Origin of the sequence: Sulfitobacter sp. M22, from assembly GCF_021736025.1 — a bacterium.
GTDB lineage: Bacteria > Pseudomonadota > Alphaproteobacteria > Rhodobacterales > Rhodobacteraceae > Sulfitobacter > Sulfitobacter litoralis.
In genome coordinates this window covers 2,837,310-2,858,135 of the sequence record NZ_WMEC01000001.1, presented here as the reverse complement: position 1 = coordinate 2,858,135, position 20,826 = coordinate 2,837,310, and the positions used below count along the sequence as shown (strand labels likewise).

Genomic DNA, 20,826 nt, shown 5'->3' with positions numbered 1-20,826 from the left:
AATAGAGGAATTCCCCTATAGCGGATTTTTTCCTATATTGTGGATGAAGGTGTCGATCTAGGCGTCCTGCACCACTAGAAACGCCCGTACAGGACCATCCGCTGCAGCGATCCGGTGCGGCACGTCGGCAGGATAGCGCGCTGTATCACCTGCGTGGACTGTGCCGACGGCCTCTCCGCTTCGCAGCTCTACCGTGCCTTCCAAGACTGTCAGGTGTTCGCGTGCACCGCGCGTATGGGGCTGACTGTCCAACATACCGCCGACATCAATCAGCAGTTCATAGACTTCGTGTTTGCCCGCCTCTTCGGGGGGCGAGAGGATGCGGATGCGGCAGCCGGAGCCGAGGTTATTGATCGTTGGCACCTCTGCGGCCCGTAGCACTTCGATCTGGGCAGGGCTCGGGGCGCTGTCCAGCAAACCTGCGAAATCCACCTGCAAGGCGCGGGTCAGGTTCCACAAGGTTGCGATGGTAGGGCTGCTTTCGCCGCGTTCGATCTGGCTGACCATGGACCGCGACACGCCTGACAGCTTGGCGACCGCATCAAGGCTCAGACCCTGTGCGGTGCGCGCGGCCTTCAGGCGCGCGGGAAGTTGCGTCAGTATAGCGTCTGGATTATCCGTCATGCCGGATAGATGGGCCGCAGTGTGCCCCGCTGTCAATGGCAGGCGCTAGCTGAGCGCCTGCAAAACCGCGATAATCCCCGTTGCGGTGCCTGCGCCCACAATCGCCGACAGGATAATCCACCGCCGGAAGGCCGGACGGGGCGGCGGCGTTTCTTCCTGCTGCCGGATCAACGCACTTTCAACCAGCGCAGGCAACCGCGGGCCGAAACGTGCGAGCACCATCGCGGTTCTGCTCAGATCTTTGATCACAGCGCATGGACCGATGGATTTAGAGATGTAATCTGTCACAATCGGGTTCGACACTTCCCAGATGTTGATATGCGGGTTGAGCGAACGGGCGACCCCTTCGACGACGACCATGGTGCGCTGCAGCAAGATCAGCTCGGTCCGCGTCTCCATCCCAAAGCGTTCGGTGACCTCGAACAGATAGGTCAGCAGCCGCGCCATCGAAATGCGGGTCGCGTCCATGCCGAAAATAGGCTCCCCCACGGCGCGCAGGGCACGGGCGAATTCGTCGACGTCTTTGTCGGCAGGCACGTAGCCCGCTTCAAAATGCACCTCTGCCACACGTTTGTAATCCTTACGGATAAAGCCGAATAGAATCTCGGCATAAACGCGGCGGGTGTATTCATCGATATGGCCCATGATACCAAAATCATAGGCGATGATATCCCCGTTCGGTGCGACCTTGAGATTGCCCTGATGCATATCCGCGTGGAAATACCCGTCGCGCAGCGCGTGGTTCAGGAACAGCTGCAACACGCGATCACCGAGCGCGACACGGTCGTGACCCGCGGCGTCAATCGCATCGTTATCCCCCATGGAAACGCCATCGGCCCAGCCCAGCGTCATCACACGGCGGGCGGAATATTCCCATTTGATCGCAGGCAGTTGGAACCCTGCGTCGCCTTTGGTGTTCGCGGCAAATTCAGACGCGGCAGAGGATTCGAGCCGCAAATCCAGCTCGCCCCGTACGACGCCATCGAAATGCTCGATCACCTCCATCGGGCGCAGGCGGCGCGATCCGGGCGAGAAGAGTTCAACCATACGCGCTGCCAGATAAAAGGCATCGACATCCTTGCGGAACGCTTTCTCGATACCGGGGCGGAGCACTTTGACGGCCACGTCTTCTTGGGTCTCGGCGATGGTTGCGCGGTGCACCTGCGCGATAGAGGCGGCGGCGACAGGTTCGCTGAACTCAGAGAAAATCGCACTGACCGGCAGGCCCAACTCTTTCTCGACTTCGGCCTTGGCCTGCTCGATCGAAAACGGTGGCAGCTTGTCTTGCAATACGCGCAGCTGCACCGCCAGTTCGTCGCCCACAACATCGGGGCGCGTGGACAGAACCTGACCGAATTTGATGTAGGCGGGGCCAAGCGCGGTGAGCGCACGTGTGGCGGGTGGCATCGACGGATCGCCAGCATAGCCCAGAAACTTGAACGGCTTGCCAAGCGCCTTGGCGACGAACCGCAAGGCAGGAGTCGCGTCAAAAGCGTCGAGCACGACATTCATCGCGCCGGTCCGCTCCAAAGTTGCACCGGTGCGGATCAACCGCCAGATATTGTGAGGTCCGCGCATGACTTAAATCTTCCAACCAGAATGAAGCGCCGCAATGCCCAGCGACAGGTTCCGATATTTCGCCTGCCCAAAGCCCGCGGTGCGTAGCATACCTAAAAAGGTCTCTTGGTCGGGGAAGTTGCGGATCGATTCGACAAGGTATTGATAGCTGTCACGGTCGTTCGCGATCATCTGCCCCATGCGGGGGATGACGTTAAAGCTATACAGATCATACGCTTTTTGCATCATCGGGTTGGGCAACTGGCTGAATTCAAGCACCATAAGACGCCCGCCGGGGCGCAGCACGCGGTAGGCTTCGTTCAAGGCCTCTTGGGGACGGGTTACATTCCGGATGCCAAAGCTGATGGTATAGACGTCAAAGCTGTTGTCCTCGAACGGCAGCGCCATCGCATCGCCGACGACCCAATCAAGACTGTCCGCCATTGCTGCTGCTTCGGCGCGCTTGCGTCCTGCGACCAGCATCGGTTCGGTCAGATCCAGCACAGTGGCGTGGCCCGATCCCGCGCGACCCAGAAACTTGAACGACACATCGCCCGTGCCTCCGGCGACATCCAGCAGCTTTTGCCCTGCACGCGGGGCCAGCCAATCCATCATCGCTTCTTTCCAGACGCGGTGGATGCCGACGCTCATCACGTCGTTCATGATGTCATATTTGCTTGCGACAGAGTTAAAGACACCCTGCACGCGTCCGGCCTTGTCGCCTTCGGCCACGGTTTCAAATCCGAAATGAGTGGTTTTGTCGCTGTCGTTTGTCATGGGGCCTTGTAGTCCTTTGATCTGCACCTTTGTTATAGGGCGCGAGGGGTCAGGTACAATGCGCCCTTTTGTCAGAAGGGAAACAACCATGCCTGAGTTGCCAGAGGTCGAAACAGTACGTCGCGGTTTATCCCCCGTGATGGAGGGTCATGTGATTGCCCGCGCCGAGGTGAACCGCCCCGATTTGCGCTGGCCTTTCCCCCCAGATATGGCCGCACGGCTGACAGGACAACGGGTGACCCAACTGCGCAGGCGGTCAAAATACATTCTGGCGGATTTATCCTCGGGAGAATCGCTGCTGGTGCATCTGGGAATGTCCGGCCGGATGCTGATCTCGGGCGATCCGTTGGGGCAATTCGTGCATGACCACCCTGCCCCCGAGAAACACGATCACGTTGTGTTTCATATGGGCAACGGCGCGCGGGTGACTTTTAACGATCCACGCCGTTTTGGTGCGATGGATCTTTTGGAGACAGCCCGTGCCGACAGCCACAAGCTGCTGTCGTCGATTGGGCCAGAGCCGCTTGGCAATGATTTCCACGAGGCGCACCTGATTGCCGCGCTGAAAGGCAAGAACACCCCGATCAAGACCGCGCTGCTGGACCAGCGGATCGTGGCGGGACTGGGAAATATCTATGTCTGCGAAACACTTTACCGCGCAGGCATCCACCCGGCGCGCAAAGCGGGGCGCATATCAGCGGCCCGTGTTGGCGGGCTGGTCCCGATCATCCGCGACGTCCTGAATGCAGCGATCACCGCAGGTGGATCGACCTTACGTGATTTCAAACGCGCTGACGGAGAGTTGGGCTATTTCCAGCACAGCTTTGACGTGTACGGGCGCGAGGCACAGCCCTGCCGCACCCAAGGGTGCGACCATCAGATTGCCCGCATTGTGCAGTCCGGACGTTCTTCCTTCTACTGCCCGCAATGCCAAAGATAACTTGAAACACCCCGTCCCCGTGGTATGCACATCTTTCAAAGCGTAACAAACGAGAGCATTCTTTGATGGCTTATGAAACGATCACGGTCGACGTCGACAACCACATCGCGCTTGTCACGCTGAACCGTCCTGACGCAATGAACGCATTGAATGACCAGCTGATGACAGAGCTGGCCGATGCATTGAAATCGGCTCAGGAAAACGAAAAGGTCCGCTGCATCGTGATCACCGGCTCGGAGAAGGCGTTTGCCGCCGGTGCCGATATTGCCATGATGCGCGACAAAAGCTTTGTCGACGTCTTTGCCGGTGATCTTTTCACCCCTGAGACCGACCAGATCATGCGTGTGCGCAAACCCATCATCGCTGCCGTGTCGGGCTATGCCCTTGGCGGCGGTTGCGAACTGGCGATGATGTGTGACTTTATCATCTGTTCGGAAAGCGCCAAGTTCGGCCAGCCCGAGATCAATCTGGGCGTTGTCGCCGGCATTGGTGGCACCCAGCGTCTGACCCGGGCGATCGGCAAATCCAAAGCAATGGATATGAACCTGACGGGCCGTTTTATGGACGCAGCAGAAGCAGAACGCGCGGGCCTTGTGTCACGTGTGGTTCCGGTCAAAAAGCTGATGGAAGAAACGATGGCAGCCGCGGCAAAGATCGCCGAGAAATCCATGATCTCGACCATGGTGGTCAAAGAGGCGGTAAACAGGTCCTTCGAAGTGCCCCTACGCGAAGGTCTGCTGTTTGAACGCCGCGTTTTCCATTCGCTGTTCGCAACAGAAGACCAAAAAGAAGGCATGTCCGCCTTCCTAGAAAAGCGCGAAGCACAGTTCCGCGACAAGTAAATAGCTTTGCGGGTTTGCATTGCGCGTCGGGGTGGACTATAGGCAACCCCAATACATGCGCGTGCAGCCCGCTCTGGCTAGAATCACCTTATCGGATATCGGTTCCGGTCATTGGGTTTGTGTCGCGTATTCGCAATTTGAACATACCCAAGATGAAGGCTGATCCTCATGGCAAACACACCTCAGGCAAAAAAACGCGCCCGTCAGAACGAAGCACGTTTTCAAATCAACAAAGCACGTCGTTCGCGCATCCGTACCTTTCTGCGCAAAGTAGAAGAAGCCATTGAATCCGGTGACAAAGAAGCCGCAACAGCCGCCCTGCGCGCTGCTCAGCCAGAGCTGATGCGCGGTGTGACCAAAGGCGTTTTCCACAAGAACACAGCGTCGCGCAAAGTGTCGCGCCTGGCGTCGCGGGTCAAAGCACTGGGCTAAGCCCAACTGACCCAGCGTCACCATTAAGATCCGAAAGGCACCGTTTTTACGGTGCCTTTTTTTTGGTGTCGCACTCGGATCACGGGAATGAGATTCTTTTGCACCAATCTCTGAGTCAAGTTTGAAGATGTGTTGTAACAGTCCAACCGAGATTGCTAACAGTATCAAACGCGATTCACTTCGCTTGGGGGGACAGGCCCGAACGGTTCGAGATATTTGCTAGGATATCGAACATCCGTCGGGGAAATTTGGATGGCCTTGCTAGAGGCCAACTGACGTCTGCAGATGCTGCTGCCAGCACATTTGCCCTGTCTTTTGAATACGACGAACGGTGTGTTCGGCAGCGACGTTGGGCGATTTTCATCGCCAACGCACGCGTCAGACGCGCCCTATGTAAAAATGTCCGAAGGGCGACAGGCCGGTTTTCTGTGTGGGACCGGGTGAGCGGTCTATTGTCTTTCGGCACGGCAAAATAGCGGTTCAGCATAAGCTGGAGCGATCAAAGAATGGGACGGCAGGGCGCATGATGCAGGCAGAGTGGACGACAATTCGGGACCGGCTTTTAAAGACGGTCGGGCAGAACAACTTTACGACCTGGATAGACCCGCTGACCGTTGGCCCGATCGATGACGGCATCTGCACGTTGTTCGTGCCGACCAACTTCTTTGGCAACTATGTCAGCCAGAACTTTGCCGATCTGCTGCTGCATGAAATGCAATCCGAAGACATCAGCATCAGCCGCCTGAAATTTGCTGTGGCCCCACAGGACAAGCCCGCCGCCGTCGATCCTGTGACTGCCCGTCCCAAGCCCGCAGCCGCAGTTCAGCCTGCCAACAGCCAGATCAACACCGCCCCGCTTGATGCGCGCTTTAGCTTCGACAACTTTGTTGTCGGCAAACCTAACGAGCTGGCCCACGCCGCCGCGCGCCGCGTTGCTGAAGGCGGCCCCGTCACGTTCAACCCGCTGTTCCTGTATGGTGGCGTCGGTCTGGGTAAAACGCACCTGATGCACGCCATCGCGCAAGAGCTTCAGATCCGCAAACCCGAGTTGAACGTCCTGTATCTTTCTGCCGAACAGTTCATGTACCGTTTTGTTCAGGCATTGCGCGATCGCAAGATGATGGACTTCAAAGAAATCTTCCGCTCGGTCGACGTGCTGATGGTGGACGATGTCCAGTTCATTGCCGGCAAGGACAGCACGCAGGAGGAGTTCTTTCACACGTTCAACGCGCTTGTGGACCAGAACAAGCAGATCATTATTTCGGCAGACCGCGCCCCGGGCGAGATCAAGGATCTGGAAGACCGCGTGAAATCGCGTCTTCAGTGTGGTCTGGTCGTCGACCTGCACCCCACCGACTATGAACTGCGTCTTGGCATTCTGCAAAACAAGGTCGATGCGCAGCGCAAGAACTACCCCGGTCTCGAAGTCGAAGCAGGCGTGCTTGAATTTCTGGCACACCGGATCACCACCAACGTCCGTGTGCTTGAAGGCGCGCTGACCCGCCTCTTCGCCTTTGCGTCATTGGTGGGCCGCGAGATCAACATGGACCTGACGCAGGATTGCCTTGCCGACGTGCTCCGCGCGTCCGAGCGCAAAGTCAGCGTTGAAGAAATCCAGCGCAAGGTGTCCGAACATTATAACATCCGCCTCAGCGACATGGTCGGCCCCAAGCGTCTGCGCAGCTACGCCCGCCCGCGTCAGGTCGCCATGTATCTGTGCAAGAAAATGACCAGCCGGTCGCTGCCTGAAATCGGGCGCCGCTTTGGCGGCCGCGATCACACCACGGTTATGCACGGCGTCAAACGCATCGAAGAGCTGAAACAGAACGACGGTCAGATCGCCGAAGATCTGGAACTGCTGCGCCGCTCTCTCGAGGCTTAAAAGCACCAGCTTGCTCAGAACACACGCGAAGGCCTTGACGGGCCTTCGTTTCGTGCTGAAAAGTCAACAAAACTCTTGTGAATACATTGGTATCGGGTAGTTTGCCCTCCCGGACTGCCGGAATGGAGATGGCATATGAAATTCAGCATCGAACGCGCCGCGCTGCTTAAGGCCGTATCACAGGCCCAATCAGTGGTTGAGCGCCGCAACACCATCCCAATTCTCGCCAACGTGCTGATCGAGGCCGAAGGCTCCGACGCGTCGTTCCGCGCGACCGATCTGGATATCGAGGTTGTCGATAAGGCTCCCGCTCAGGTGGAACGCGCCGGTGCGACCACCGTATCGGCAACCACGCTGCATGAAATTGTGCGCAAACTGCCCGATGGCGCGTTGATCAGCCTCACCGCCGACAGCGCCGCAGGGCGTCTGACAGTCGAAGCAGGCCGGTCCAATTTCTCGCTGGCGACGCTGCCACGCGAAGATTTCCCCGTGATGGCCACCTCTGAATATCAGTCGAACTTCAAGGCCCCTGCCCCCGTGCTGCGCCGGCTGTTCGACAAATCCAAATTCGCCATCTCGACCGAAGAAACGCGGTATTACCTGAACGGCGTCTACATGCATATTTCGGACAGCGACGGCAGCAAAGTTCTGCGCTGCGTTGCGACCGATGGCCACCGCTTGGCCCGCATCGACGCGCCCATGCCGGACGGTGCCGCTGAAATGCCCGGCGTGATCGTCCCCCGCAAAACTGTGGGTGAATTGCGCAAACTGCTAGATGACGATGATATGGAAATCGCCGTTTCCGTGTCCGAGACAAAGATCCGCTTTGCTACGCCGCATATCACGCTGACGTCGAAAGTTATCGACGGGACGTTCCCCGACTACACGCGCGTGATTCCGCAGGGCAACACACGCAAAATGGAAGTCGACGCCAGCGATTTCGCTCGCGCCGTCGACCGTGTTGCGACCGTAAGCTCTGAACGGTCGCGTGCCGTCAAACTGCAACTGGACGAAGACCGTCTGGTGCTGTCGGTCAACGCACCAGACAGCGGTGCCGCCGAAGAAGAGTTGGTCGTCGCCTATGCGGACGAACGGCTAGAGATCGGGTTTAACGCAAAATACCTGCTTGAGATCGCCAGCCAGGTAGATCGTGAAAATGCGGTATTCCTGTTCAACTCCTCCGGTGATCCGACGCTGATGCGTGAGGGCAATGATATGTCTGCCGTGTATGTCGTTATGCCGATGCGTGTGTGACGCTGCCAGCTTACGTCGAATATCTTAACGCATTCATACCATCCGTATGAGCGGCCTATTTTTATCCCATCTGACGCTGTCGCATTTCCGTTCGCATAAGCGAGCGGTGATCGACAGCGATGCGCGACCGGTGTCGATTTTTGGTCCGAATGGCGCGGGCAAGACCAATATCCTTGAGGCGGTATCTTTGCTGTCGCCCGGCCGTGGCCTGCGCCGATCAAGCGCGTCGGATATGACCCGCCGGCCAGAGGCGCTTGGCTGGAAAATCACCGCACATCTTCACAGCTTAGGACAGGTCCACGAAATCGAGGTCTGGTCAGAAGCAGGCGCGGCGCGACAGCTGCGCATTGACGGCAAAGCCGTAGCGCAGAACGGTTTAGGGCGCATTGCGCGGGTGCTGTGGTTGATCCCGTCGATGGACCGTCTTTGGATCGAAGGGGCCGAAGGGCGCCGCCGTTTCCTTGACCGCATGACACTCAGCTTTTTGCCTGACCATGCAGATCAGTCGCTGGCCTACGAAAAGGCCATGCGGGAACGCAACCGCCTGCTCAAAGATATGGTGCGCGAACCGTCGTGGTATGTCGCGCTGGAACAGCAGATGGCCGAAGCCGGAAGCGCGATCCACGCCAACCGTGTTGCTGCCCTTCAAGCGATCACCGAAGCGCAGGCGCAGGCCGAAACCGCCTTTCCGACCGCCACACTTGATCTGATCTGCGACATGCCCACCACCGCCGGGGGGCTGCGTCAGGCGCTTGCCGATAACCGCATGCGCGATCTGTCGGCTGGGCGGACATTGATCGGCCCGCATCGCGCCGACCTTGAAGGGGTCTATGCTGCTAAAGATGTCCCCGCGCGCGATTGTTCAACCGGAGAGCAGAAGGCGCTGCTGGTGTCGCTGATCCTTGCCAACGCCCGTGCTTTGGCCGCTGATTTTGGCGCGCCCCCTTTGTTGCTGCTCGACGAGGTCGCGGCACATCTGGATGCGAACCGCCGCGCCGCGCTGTATGAAGAACTAAGCGCACTTGGTGCGCAGGCCTGGATGACCGGCACCGGCGAAGAGCTGTTCGACACGCTCGGCCCGCGCGCGCAACGGCTTGAGGTGACAGACGCCGACGGATTATCGACCGCAAGGATGCTCACATGACCATCGCCCTGCCCGATCTGATGCTGTATTGCGGCGCGCTGCTCATCCTGTTCCTGACACCCGGTCCGGTGTGGTTGGCGATCATGGCGCGCGCATTGTCGGGCGGATTTGGTGCAGCTTGGCCGCTCGCCGTTGGTGTTGCAATCGGTGATATGCTGTGGCCACTGGTGGCAGTGCTTGGCATCAGCTGGATACTGTCGGTCTTTGATATGTTCATGTTGGGCATGCGTTGGATTGCATGCGGTGTGTTCCTGATCATGGGCTTCCTGCTGATCCGCCATGCCGACGCAAAAATTGACCGCGACAGTCGCCTCACGCGGCCAGGTGCCTGGGCCGGTTTCGGGGCCGGTCTGCTTGCCATTCTGGGAAATCCAAAAGCGGTATTGTTCTACATCGGCGTGCTGCCGGGGTTCTTTGATCTGCGCAGCGTCACCGCAGTTGACGTGGGTGCGATCATCGCGGTTTCGGTCGCAATTCCGCTGCTTGGCAACCTCGCTGTCGCCGCTTTAGTGGGCAAATTGCGCGGCCTGATGTCCAACCCTGCGACCCTGAAACGGATCAACATGATGGCCGGCGTGCTCTTGATCTGCGTAGGTTTGCTCATCCCCTTCCTATAACGCAAAATCTTGTGTCAGGCGCGTGACAATCATGGCGGAAAACACTATAAATTGGGTAACAAAAGAAGGTTCCCCAATATGTCCGACACCGATCAGCTCCCCGAGGAATACGGCGCAGATTCCATTAAGGTTCTCAAAGGCTTAGAAGCTGTTCGCAAACGTCCGGGCATGTACATCGGTGATACCGATGATGGGTCTGGTTTGCACCACATGGTCTATGAGGTCGTGGACAACGGCATCGACGAGGCGCTGGCCGGTCATGCGGATGCGGTGAACGTCACAATCCACGACGACAGCTCCATCTCCGTCAGTGATAACGGGCGCGGTATTCCCGTCGGCATCCACCAAGAAGAAGGCGTTTCCGCAGCCGAGGTCATCATGACCCAGCTGCACGCGGGCGGTAAGTTTGACAGCAACTCCTACAAGGTATCGGGCGGCTTGCACGGTGTGGGTGTTTCGGTTGTGAATGCGCTTTCGGACTGGCTTGAGCTGCGCATCTGGCGCGAAGGCAAAGAACATATCGCGCGCTTTGAGGGCGGTTTTACCACCAAGCACCTTGAGGTGGTTGGCCCCACCGATCGCACGGGCACCGAAGTGCGCTTCATGGCTTCGACAAGCACGTTTTCGAACCTCGAATACAGCTTTGAGACGCTGGAAAAGCGCCTACGCGAACTTGCCTTCCTGAACTCCGGTGTGCGGATCATCCTAACGGACGAACGCCCTGCCGAACCTCTGCGTACAGAACTGTTTTATGAAGGCGGCGTGAAGGAATTCGTGAAATACCTCGACCGTTCGAAATCCTCTGTCATGCCAGAACCGATTTTCATCACCGGTGAAAAAGATGATATCGGGGTCGAGGTCGCGATGTGGTGGAATGACAGCTACCACGAAAATGTCCTGCCTTTTACCAACAACATCCCGCAACGCGATGGCGGCACCCATATGGCGGGCTTCCGGGGGGCATTGACGCGGACGATCAATAACTACGCGCAATCGTCCGGCATTGCGAAAAAAGAGAAGGTCTCTTTCACCGGCGACGACGCGCGCGAAGGCCTGACCTGCGTGCTGTCCGTTAAGGTCCCGGACCCCAAGTTCAGCTCGCAAACCAAAGACAAGCTTGTCAGCTCGGAAGTGCGCCCCGCCGTCGAAGGGCTGGTGAACGAAAAGCTGGCCGAATGGTTCGAGGAGAACCCGCAGATCGCCAAGATCGTCGTTGGCAAGATCATCGAAGCTGCTCACGCCCGCGAGGCGGCGCGCAAAGCCCGTGATCTAACCCGTCGCAAGACCGCCATGGATGTGAATTTCCTTGCCGGTAAGCTCAAGGATTGCTCTGAGAAAGACCCGTCTAAAACCGAAGTCTTCCTGGTGGAGGGTGACTCGGCCGGTGGTTCTGCGCAAACGGGCCGTGACCGCCAGACACAGGCGATCCTGCCGTTGAAAGGTAAAATCCTGAACGTCGAGCGTGCACGGTTTGACCGGATGCTGGGCAGTCAGGAAATTGGTAACCTTGTTATGGCGCTTGGCACAGGTATTGGCCGCGACGAATTCAACATCGACAAACTGCGCTACCACAAGATCGTCATCATGACTGATGCGGACGTCGACGGCGCGCACATCCGTACGCTGCTGCTCACGTTTTTCTATCGTCAGATGCCGCAGTTGATCGAGAACGGCCACCTCTATATTGCGCAGCCACCGTTGTACAAAGTGTCGCGCGGCAAGTCCGAGGTGTACCTGAAAGACCAGGCCGCAATGGAAGACTACCTGATCCAGCAAGGCATTGATGGTGCTATGTTAAAACAGGGTAACGGCGAAGAGATCACCGGTCAGGATCTGGCCCGCGTCGTCGATTTGGCGCGCCAGATGCGCCGTGTTCTCGAAGCCTTCCCGACCCATTACCCCCGTCACATTTTGGAACAGGCCGCCATTGCCGGTGCCTTTGTTCCAGGCGCGGTTGATTCCGATTTGCAAGGTGTGGCCGATAAGGTCGCCGAGCGTCTGAACCTCATTGCGCTGGAATGGGAACGCGGTTGGCAGGGCCGGATCACGCAAGACCACGGCGTCCGTCTCGCCCGTATTCTGCGCGGCGTGGAAGAAGTCCGCACTCTTGATGGCCGCATGCTCCGCTCAGGCGAAGCAAAGCGGTCCGGCGGTTTCACAGAGCACCTGCAAGACGTCTATGGCACGACCGCCAAGCTGGTACGCAAAGACCGTAGCCAGCTGATCCACGGCCCGATGGACCTACTTGAAGCAATCCTGGCAGAGGGCGAAAAAGGCCTATCTCTGCAGCGCTACAAAGGCTTGGGCGAAATGAACCCTGATCAGCTTTGGGAGACCACGCTCGACCCTGACGCGCGAACCCTGTTGCAGGTAAAGGTCGCGGATATGGCCGAAGCGGATGATCTTTTTACCAAGCTCATGGGCGACGTCGTGGAACCCCGCCGCGAGTTCATCCAGCAAAACGCGCTGAACGTAGCGAACCTCGATTTCTAAAGGATTGTAGGGAAGCACATAAAATTGCGCGGCGCGTATAACTTTGCGCGTCGCGAATGATATCGCTAAATATGAAACCGTATTAATTCAGTAACTTACGTGATTTAACCCAAGATGCTCGACTTTGGGGCTTGAGCCAAGTTCGCAGCTTCACTTTCAAACCCGAGTGAACCTTCAAATTGATCTAAGGTCGGCATATGGCCATTGCCCATGACAGCGTACGCATGGTTTACAATCTCGCTGTCGCAAATAAGACTTTGAATTAAATGATATTTTATTCCAAAAGCATTCACTAAGAGCGGTTCCGCAGTGAGACCTGCGTCTCTCTGGTTTTAGCATGTTGATTGTCACTGAGAACTGACCCGGCATTTTCACCGAGACTTGACCCAGCCAGTTGTTATGTTCTTTGCTTTATGATGGCGTCAATGCCGCTTTCTCCTTTCGTTTTTGTTTGGCTGTCGCCGAGCTGGCCTTGAACCGATAGCTGTCATTGCCGGTCTCGAGAATGTGGCAACGATGTGTGAGGCGGTCGAGGAGCGCGGTGGTCATCTTGGCATCACCGAACACGCTGGCCCATTCGCTAAAGCTCAGGTTGGTTGTGATAACGACGCTGGTGCGCTCGTAGAGTTTACTCAGAAGGTGGAACAGCAACGCGCCACCCGAAGCGCTGAACGGCAGATATCCCAGCTCATCCAAGATCAACGAATCGGCTTTCACCAGCGCCTCGGCGATCTTTCCTGCCTTGCCTTGGGCCTTTTCCTGCTCCAACGCATTGACCAACTCGACCGTGGAGAAGAAGCGCACACGCTTGCGATGATGCTCGATTGCTTGAATGCCGAGGGCGGTAGCGACATGCGATTTTCCCGTTCCAGGGCCCCCCGATCAGCACTACATTCTCAGCCGCCTCCATGAACTCGCATCGGTGAAGTTGGCGGACCAAAGCTTCACGGACTTCGCTGGTGCCAAAGTCGAAGCCAGAGATGTCTTTGTATGCCGGAAAGCGTGCTGCCTTCATGTGGTAGGCGATGGAACGCACCTCACGTTCAGCAATCTCGGCCTTAAGCAGCTGCGACAACATGGGGATCGCTGCATCGAAAGCGGGCGATCCCTGCTCATGCAGGTCCTGCACGGCCTGTGCCATGCCCGGCATCTTCAGGCTGCGCATCATAATGACGATGGCAGCGCCGGCGGGATCATGACGCATGACGTGTTCCTCCTGTAGTGCGTAGCCCGTCATATCGTGCGACATTGGCCTCGGGCTCCTTATTCAAAGAAAGGGCCGCAGGCGGGGTCACATCGGGCTGGTCTATCGGTGCGCCATCCACCAGCCTGTGAAGTAGGTTCAAGACATGGGTTTTTGTTGGCACGCCCGCCTCCAGCGCCATTTCCACCGCGCAAAGCACGGCCTGTTCGTCATGGTGGAGCACCAAGGACAGGACGTCGACCATCTCGCGGTCACCACCTGGCCTACGCAACATATGATCCTGCAGCTTCCGGAACCCTTCTGGCATCTCAACGAAGGGTGCCCCGTTGCGCAGCGCGCCGGGTTTGCGTTGAACCACCGCCAGATAATGGTGCCTGAACCGCCCCGATTTTACCGGAGGGTGCTTTGTTCAACGTCAGGCTACTTTATCGAGTGTGTTTAGATTTGCATAGAATACCTCCTCTGCTTCTGCGGGTGTGATGTATCCGATGGGACCGAATAGCCGACGGTTGTTATACCAATCGACCCATTTCAGCGCTTCCCATTCGACTTCGCGCCTCGATTTCCATGGACCGATCTGGTTGATGACCTCTGTTTTGAACAGGCCAATGACGCATTCAGCGAGGGCATTATCATAGGAATCGCCGACTGTTCCAACCGATGGATCAATACCGAATTCGACAAGGCGCTCGGTATACTTGATCGAGAGATATTGCGATCCACGGTCTGAGTGGTGAACCAAGGTATTGTTATCAAGTGTTTTTCTTTGCCAGATTGCTTGATCCAAAGCGTCGAGAACGAACTGCGTCGCCATTGAGGTCGATACGCGCCAGCCAACGATCCGGCGCGCAAAGACATCGATGACGAAAGCGACATAGACCGTTCCCGACCACGTCGGGACGTATGTGAAGTCAGAGACCCAGAGCTGGTTAGGCCGATCTGCTTTGAACAAGCGGTTTACCTTGTCGTCAGGGCACGGCTGGGAGGTGTCCGGATTAGTCGTGACAACCTTTTTACCCCGAACTACGCCCTTGATGCCCAAATTGCGCATCAACCGCTCCACCGTGCATCGTGCGATCTCCTGATTATCGCGCAGTAAGACATGCCAGATCTTCCGCACACCATAGAGCTTGCGGTTCTCTTCCCAGGCCGCATTGATCTTGATGCACAGATCAGCGTCAGACTTCGCCCGGGCTGAAGCCCGATCAGGATCACGCGCGATGGAGCGCCGTTCATAATAGGTGGACTGGGCGATTTGCAGCATTTTGCACATCGGCTCGACCCCGAACTCACCGCGATGTTCTTCAATGAAAGCAGTCACTTGCGAAACGGGCGGTCGAGCTCCGCCTGGGCAAAATACGCTGATGCTTTCTTCAGGATCTCATTGGCCTGCCGGAGTTCGCGCACCTCGCGCTCCAACTCCTTGATCCGCGCTTTCTCGGCACTGGTTTGGCCAGGCCGTTCGCCGCCATCACGCTGAGCCTGCCGGACCCAAACGCGAAGACTGTCTGGCGAACAGCCCAATTTGCTTGCGATCGCTGTGAATAAAGCAGCTTCGCTACGATACTCATCGCGGTGTTCCATCGCCAACCGCACCGCACGTTCGCGGAACTCAGGTGAATACGGCTTCGAGGTCTTCTTGTTGTGTGACTGTTCCATAATGGGCAATTCTCCGAAAGTTTTGCCCTCCGGTAAACCCGGGGCGGTTCACAAAGCCAGAAGTTGCCAGATAGTACGCCAAGACACGGGATAATTGCCAGTCGCCTCAAAGGCCACACGAACTGGGCGTCCGTATTCCTTAAGTGCGGTGGCGAGGCGGTTAAAGTCGGCGCGTTCGTTCAAAACGGTTAAGCGACGTCGCCGTTTCTTATCTGGAATAGCGATCAAAACTTCATGCCGGGCCTTGGAGATGTCGATAGCCACCAAAACAGGGGCATCTGGTGTAACAATAATCTTGGTCATAGTTGGTCTCCTTTGCGGTGTGGTTTGTGTAAAACCACTGTAGGGACCTGAGACTCGGCTATGACCACCTGCCGCGCAATCTGGGGGCTGCGCAGGCGGTCATAGCCTCTCAATCAGCTTCATTCCGAAGGTGTTACGGCACAGAATAGGTCAGTGGTAAGCTGATGGAATGAGCTGAGAAACGCAATGTTCGGCTCGAATATATCCAGCCCGGTAAGCCCCAACAGAATGCCTATTTCGAGCGCTACAACCGCACCGTTCGTGGCGAATGGCTGGGGCAATATATCTTTGAAACGATCGAGGAGGCGGAAGACCAAGCAACCGAATGGCTCTGGACCTACAACAACGAGCGGCCCAAGATGGGCATTGGCGGCATCACACCCGCCATGAAACTGAAAACAGCCGCCGGAATTCTACGGCTGAGCCCCATTAAAAATGGGGGGATTACCTTGTCACCAGCAGACTTCGAAAGATGACAACAGAAGCTGCAAGGCGTCTAAGAAACCAGGGGCTATTCACCACCGTAAGCGGTGCGCCGATCCCACCTATTTAGCGTAATTCCATGGTAGCAGATCGTTGATCTGGCTTTGTTTGTGGCCTGCGACGATGGCAGTGAACGTATCGGCCAGATAGGCATGCGGATCGACACTGTTCAATTTGCAGGTCTCGATCAAGGAAGCGATGACGCCCCAGTTTGAGGCTCCGGCGTCGTGGCCAGCGAAGAGTGCGTTCTTGCGGTTCAGAGCGATGGGACGGATCGTGCGTTCCACTGCGTTACTGTCCATTTCGATGCGGCCGTCAGTCAGAAACAGGCACAGTCCATCCCAGTATTTTGCGATGTATTTGAGAGCTTCGCCCAAAGGGGCTTTGGCAGACAGCCGCGCGCGGTTGGTCGTGAGCCACTCCTCAAACGCGACGATCAACGGTGCCGATTGGTCTTGCCGTGCTGCCAATCGCACCTCGGGTGCCAGACCCCGGATATCCTTTTCGATCAGGTAGAGCGCAGCGATCTGTTTCAGCCCGTCTTCGGCGATGGGGGCAGTGCCAGATTGTGCAACTTCGTGCAGTTTGCGGCGTGCGTGGGCCCAGCAGTAGGCCAAGACGACATTGTCATCGGCGCGTTTGAGTAAGCGGTTATACCCGGCATATCCGTCCACTTGGAGGATGCCAGAGAAGCCTTTCAAAATGTCATCTGCATATTGGCCGGAACGCCCGGGCGCATATGTAAAGGCAACGCCCGGTGGTGCCGCTCCACACCAAGCCCTATCATCGCGGGCCAGTGCCCAGAAGTAACCAGTTTTGGTTTTACGTCTACCCGGATCAAGCACTGGTGCTCTTGTTTCATCCATGAAGAGTTTGGTTGAGCATTTGAGGTCAGCCATTAACGCATCGAAGACAGGGCGTAGCTCATAGGCCGCTTTGCCAACCCATCCCGCGAGGGTGGAGCGATCCAGATCGATCCCTTGGCGGCTGTAAATCTGTGCCTGGCGATACAGTGGCAGGTGATCCGCATATTTGCTGACAAGAACATGCGCCACCGTTGCCTCTGTCGGCATGCCGCCTGGGATCAGGCGCGCTGGTGCAGGCGCTTGCACCACACCATTGGTGCAGGATCGGCAAGCATACTTTGGGCGGCGGGTGACGATCACACGGAACTGGGCGGGGATGATGTCGAGGCGCTCAGACGTGTCCTCACCAATTACATGGCGCTCACCACCGCAGCCGCAGGTCATATTATCGGGCGCAATTACCTCTTCAATGCGGGGCAGATGCTTTGGCAGTGACCCACGATTGGTGTTGCGCGGTTTTGCCGAGCGCGATGCAGGCGGATCAAGCGCTTCGTCTTCAGCATGAACCATAGCCATCGAGGTTTCAATGTCTTCAAGTGACAGCTCAAATTGCTCGGGATCGGCCTTCTCAGACTTTGCGCCAAACAGCGCACGTTTGAAGTCAGATACCAGTTTCTCCAACTGATCAATACGATCCTGCTTGCGCAGATTGCGATCCTCTGAGGCGACAAGCAACGCCTTCCAGGGCCTCAACATCATTAGGGAGATCAACTGGTTTTGACATGGGGAATGACTACCATTTCCTGCAGCTCAACACCTCTGCAAAAGACAGCCTGATTCACTCTGCCGCAGTCGGCGGACGCACTGATAAAGCCCTTACTTTGCGCCAGTCTAAACCCGAGAAAAGTGCTTCAAACTGGGCATGGTTTAGCGACATCAGACCATCTTTGATAGCGGGCCACGTGAAGGTTTGTTCCTCCAATCTTTTGTAAGCCATGACCAAACCAGTGCCGTCCCAATACAGCAACTTCAGCCGATCTGCCCGCTTTGAGCGGAACACAAAAACTATCCCGGTGAACGGGTCCTTGCGCAACTCGTTTTTGACAAGCGCTGCCAGCCCATCATGACCCTTGCGGAAGTCCACCGGCTTGGTCGCGACAACGATCCTCACTCGGTTTGATGGGAACATCATGAGAGCGCATTCAAGGCGCGGGCAATCTCGGCAATGCGCGCCGCCGATGTGCCTGCATCCAATCGCACAGTGACACTCCCACAAATCAGATCCAACGGCGACGGCGGCTCAGGGTCAGGTGTCGCCTCAACATCTTCGCGCACAACCAACGCTGCAAAGCTTGGTTCCTCGGTCACAGCGGGCAGAACCAGTTTGCCCTCGCGCGCCATGCGTCGCCATTCCGATAAATGATTGGCCCGCATGTCATACCGCCGTGCCACAGCGCCAACTGTCGCACCTTCCACCAACGTCTCGGCCACGATCTGTGCCTTCACCGCATCCGGCCAACGGCGGTGACCACGCGGCCCCACCACCAAATCAATGTTACTGAGAAACTCCGTTGAGCGCTCCATGGAGAAACTCCCTGATAATCCATCCGTCAGGGCTGAATCTCAGATCGGGGACTCACAAGGAAGGTGGGGTGGGCGCACCGCTTACCTTGAACTGCGGGGCAAGCTATTAGAGATACTGCACGCATGCATGCCCGCATGTTCTGCGGGCGTTGTTTACTGCTAAGTTTGTGTAGATTTGGTTGCGGGAGCCGGATTTGGCCTTTGGCGAACAAATCTCGATCTCTGCGAATAAAACTTAGGCCGGAACTTGATCACCCGCCTCTTTGGCTTTTTCCACGGCCCGTTCTTTAGCCGCGGCTCGTTCAGCTTCTTCCTTCTGACTTTTCAAATCGTCCTCAACTTGCTCGACGATACCTGCAGGCATAAGCGCGTGTTTGGAGATACGGCGGCGGTTGCCGGCAGAGGCCATCATACAAACCTCATAGTAGAACTGATCGACTGCTTCTGGGTCATTTTCCGTCAGGAAGGCGATCCATTCCTCGATAGTGTCTGCAATCGCTTTACGCGCAGCTTGCTGGGCTGCTTCGTCTTTTCTGGACAAGTTCGCGGCAACATTGGCGACCTTGAACATCGCTGCTTGCATCGCTGCGCTCATTGGCACATCAGCGCGTTTCTTGCGGGTAGTTTTCGAAGGCTTTCCTTGCATGCGGTTGTTCATCTAATAATCCTTTGTTCTGGTAAGTTCATGCTCGGACGGAATGTCTGGGCTGCGTAAAAATTAGATGGGAGAGCAAATCGGGATACGGTGACTTTTACGGCAACAAAAAATTGGTCAATCCCCTAAGTTATTGTCTTTGCTTGCACTTCTTTTTTCGGCTCTTTCGTGTGAAAGATTTCCTGTGACAACCGCCTTCTTCAATCGTTGAGCAAGCTCCGAAAGCGAGCTTACGTTTTCGGCAAAGCCATCGCCGAGAGTGGCCCCAACCTTCGCCAACATTGATGTCGCCTCCTCTAATGTTCGGTTGGCAGCGCGGAACTCATCCGAAACCCGCTCAAAGGCGTCCGTGCGCGCTTTCTTGAACATTGCGCCCCATCCGCGACGGAAGGCTTTCGCAACGCGTGCAGCGCCCGTGGGCGATTGCCTCGCTTTGTTTTGTGCTCTCAGGAAAACTGGGTCATTCTCGCGACCCTTCACCGGTGCGATTGCCGCTGTTCCATCAGCCGACGGATCAACAACGCCGTCCGCGATGGCTTCGGTGATGTCGATGATGGCGTCCGCCTCCGCCGACTTTTCCTCGATCGCGTCAGTTCGAGCATCAAGATCATGCTCACGCTTGGCCAGTTCACTATCCTTTTTGCGCCGCCAGTCCCTCGTTTTTGTATGCATCCGTTTTGGCGGCGGCGTTTCACCTTGGGCGACAGCCTGGCGGAACGCCTCCTTGCGCTTTTCACCGCGTTCGAGACCGATTTTGGAAAACCACGCGCCGACGCTATCCTGAGCGTGCTCGTAGTCTTCTATTACGTCGAACTTTGATGGTTGAAGCATCTTCCGGGTCGCGATGACTTTCTTCTCGCCCGTTGCCTTGTCCGTGCGCATCATCTCCACGCAGACACGCGGCATGATTACGGCGTGGATGTGATAAGCTTCTTCATCAAGGTCTGCGCGTGCGTGAATGACGTCATCGCCAAACTGTTCTTTCAGCCAAGCAATCGACAACAGCTCGAAATCCGCAATCCTTTGGTTGTTTTCGACACCTTCATCGAACACTGCGGCAGGGTCAGCATCGAACCACTCTTTGTTAGCAGTCAGAATCACCTCACGCATTGGACCGTGACGTGTTGGACGCCAAGGGTTGTGCGGCCCTTCCGCCAGCCGTTTCTGGATATCTTTTTTACGCTTGCGCTGTTCCAACGCCTCAAGTTCGGCCGCAAAGTTCTGTGCCTTTATTTCGGCAATCTCAGCTAAAGCTTCAGACGCCCAGTTTTCGGATCCAATCAGACGGCGATTTGGGGCTGGCGGGTGCTCCAGAATGTGACCGGTGTCGCCCCCGACCCGCTTGCGGTGCTTTTCGTATCCAGCAATGTTTTCGGGACCGATCCCCTCGAAACGCAGCACGACGGGGAAGCGGGTGTGAAATTGTGAACCGTCCATTTTTCATCTCCTTGATGGTGGAGATGAGAAAATGGTGATGGGATTTTTGAGGTGATAATTTGAGGGCGGCAAAGATTTCAGGTGAAAGATTTTGCCGCAAATGCAATCGAGCCAGCTCCATCACACTTCGGTC

The 20,826-nt window shown here is 56.7% G+C and carries 16 protein-coding genes, 5 pseudogenes and 1 other annotated feature; of the genes and pseudogenes, 9 read left to right on the top strand and 12 right to left on the bottom strand.

All coding sequences use genetic code 11. The features are described from left to right. Positions 1-57 precede the first annotated feature (57 nt). Genes GLP52_RS13980 through ubiE form a run of 3 tightly spaced genes read right to left on the bottom strand, consistent with a single transcriptional unit; the run spans position 58 to position 2,958 of the window. Positions 58-624, bottom strand: a complete 567-nt coding sequence (locus GLP52_RS13980) for a helix-turn-helix domain-containing protein (RefSeq protein WP_093734389.1) — start codon at positions 622-624, stop codon at positions 58-60. A gap of 45 nt (positions 625-669) precedes the next feature. Beyond that, positions 670-2,202: a 2-polyprenylphenol 6-hydroxylase gene (gene ubiB, locus GLP52_RS13975; RefSeq protein WP_237271150.1), complete on the bottom strand. Its 1,533-nt coding sequence runs from the start codon at positions 2,200-2,202 to the stop codon at positions 670-672. Between the two features lie 3 nt (positions 2,203-2,205). Next, positions 2,206-2,958, bottom strand: a complete 753-nt coding sequence (gene ubiE / locus GLP52_RS13970; RefSeq protein ID WP_093734391.1) for a bifunctional demethylmenaquinone methyltransferase/2-methoxy-6-polyprenyl-1,4-benzoquinol methylase UbiE — start codon at positions 2,956-2,958, stop codon at positions 2,206-2,208. A gap of 88 nt (positions 2,959-3,046) precedes the next feature. Here ubiE and mutM point away from each other — a divergent pair, with 88 nt between their 5' ends. From mutM to gyrB, 8 genes are all read left to right on the top strand, one after another. Continuing rightward, the gene (gene mutM / locus GLP52_RS13965) at positions 3,047-3,898 is read left to right on the top strand and encodes a bifunctional DNA-formamidopyrimidine glycosylase/DNA-(apurinic or apyrimidinic site) lyase (RefSeq protein ID WP_237271149.1); all 852 of its coding nucleotides are present in this window, start codon (positions 3,047-3,049) and stop codon (positions 3,896-3,898) included. 65 nt (positions 3,899-3,963) lie between these two features. Beyond that, positions 3,964-4,740: an enoyl-CoA hydratase gene (locus tag GLP52_RS13960; RefSeq protein WP_093734393.1), complete on the top strand. Its 777-nt coding sequence runs from the start codon at positions 3,964-3,966 to the stop codon at positions 4,738-4,740. Between the two features lie 168 nt (positions 4,741-4,908). Further along, positions 4,909-5,172 (top strand): 30S ribosomal protein S20, encoded by a 264-nt coding sequence (gene rpsT, locus GLP52_RS13955; RefSeq protein ID WP_093734394.1) that lies wholly within the window; start codon positions 4,909-4,911, stop codon positions 5,170-5,172. 523 nt (positions 5,173-5,695) lie between these two features. Then, positions 5,696-7,054, top strand: a complete 1,359-nt coding sequence (gene dnaA / locus GLP52_RS13950; RefSeq protein ID WP_093734395.1) for a chromosomal replication initiator protein DnaA — start codon at positions 5,696-5,698, stop codon at positions 7,052-7,054. Positions 7,055-7,189: 135 nt separating this feature from the next. After that, positions 7,190-8,308: a DNA polymerase III subunit beta gene (gene dnaN, locus GLP52_RS13945; protein ID WP_237271148.1), complete on the top strand. Its 1,119-nt coding sequence runs from the start codon at positions 7,190-7,192 to the stop codon at positions 8,306-8,308. Between the two features lie 46 nt (positions 8,309-8,354). After that, the gene (recF, locus tag GLP52_RS13940; RefSeq protein WP_093734397.1) at positions 8,355-9,452 is read left to right on the top strand and encodes a DNA replication/repair protein RecF; all 1,098 of its coding nucleotides are present in this window, start codon (positions 8,355-8,357) and stop codon (positions 9,450-9,452) included. After that, complete coding sequence (locus GLP52_RS13935) at positions 9,449-10,069, top strand: LysE family translocator (protein ID WP_093734398.1); 621 nt, start codon at positions 9,449-9,451, stop codon at positions 10,067-10,069. The genes recF and GLP52_RS13935 overlap by 4 nt, the downstream gene beginning before the upstream one ends. Positions 10,070-10,147: 78 nt before the next feature. Continuing rightward, positions 10,148-12,562 (top strand): DNA topoisomerase (ATP-hydrolyzing) subunit B, encoded by a 2,415-nt coding sequence (gene gyrB / locus GLP52_RS13930; protein ID WP_093734399.1) that lies wholly within the window; start codon positions 10,148-10,150, stop codon positions 12,560-12,562. A gap of 411 nt (positions 12,563-12,973) precedes the next feature. Here gyrB and istB read toward each other — a convergent pair. The 4 genes and pseudogenes from istB to GLP52_RS13910 form a co-directional block, all read right to left on the bottom strand. Then, positions 12,974-13,766: pseudogene (gene istB, locus GLP52_RS13925) on the bottom strand (IS21-like element helper ATPase IstB). Further along, a pseudogene (locus GLP52_RS13920) lies at positions 13,756-14,136 on the bottom strand (IS21 family transposase); the annotation flags it as partial. The pseudogenes istB and GLP52_RS13920, both read right to left, overlap by 11 nt. 45 nt (positions 14,137-14,181) lie before the next feature. Next, positions 14,182-15,425, bottom strand: a protein-coding gene (locus GLP52_RS13915; RefSeq protein ID WP_237271147.1) for an IS3 family transposase whose coding sequence is annotated in 2 segments (ribosomal slippage) — positions 14,182-15,122 and positions 15,122-15,425 — 1,245 coding nt in all. Because the reading frame shifts where the segments join, the coding sequence is not laid out codon by codon here. After that, positions 15,013-15,129 (bottom strand) — a sequence feature (AL1L pseudoknot). Its footprint overlaps the gene before it by 117 nt. A gap of 52 nt (positions 15,426-15,477) precedes the next feature. Continuing rightward, positions 15,478-15,728, bottom strand: a pseudogene (locus tag GLP52_RS13910) (IS110 family transposase); the annotation flags it as partial. A 173-nt stretch (positions 15,729-15,901) separates the two neighbouring features. On the opposite strand from GLP52_RS13910, the pseudogene GLP52_RS13905 reads away from it, so the two are divergent. Next, positions 15,902-16,135, top strand: a pseudogene (locus GLP52_RS13905) (integrase core domain-containing protein); the annotation flags it as partial. A 138-nt stretch (positions 16,136-16,273) separates the two neighbouring features. Here GLP52_RS13905 and tnpC read toward each other — a convergent pair. From tnpC to GLP52_RS13880, 5 genes and pseudogenes are all read right to left on the bottom strand, one after another. Continuing rightward, a pseudogene (tnpC, locus tag GLP52_RS13900) lies at positions 16,274-17,801 on the bottom strand (IS66 family transposase). Positions 17,802-17,855: 54 nt separating this feature from the next. After that, entirely contained in the window at positions 17,856-18,209 is a 354-nt protein-coding gene (tnpB, locus tag GLP52_RS13895) for an IS66 family insertion sequence element accessory protein TnpB (RefSeq protein WP_237271145.1), read from the bottom strand. Next, entirely contained in the window at positions 18,206-18,601 is a 396-nt protein-coding gene (locus GLP52_RS13890) for a transposase (protein ID WP_237271144.1), read from the bottom strand. The genes tnpB and GLP52_RS13890 overlap by 4 nt, the downstream gene beginning before the upstream one ends. 235 nt (positions 18,602-18,836) lie before the next feature. Continuing rightward, positions 18,837-19,259, bottom strand: a complete 423-nt coding sequence (locus GLP52_RS13885) for a hypothetical protein (protein WP_237271143.1) — start codon at positions 19,257-19,259, stop codon at positions 18,837-18,839. 114 nt (positions 19,260-19,373) lie between these two features. Then, positions 19,374-20,693, bottom strand: a complete 1,320-nt coding sequence (locus GLP52_RS13880) for a plasmid recombination protein (protein ID WP_237273575.1) — start codon at positions 20,691-20,693, stop codon at positions 19,374-19,376. Positions 20,694-20,826 lie beyond the last annotated feature (133 nt).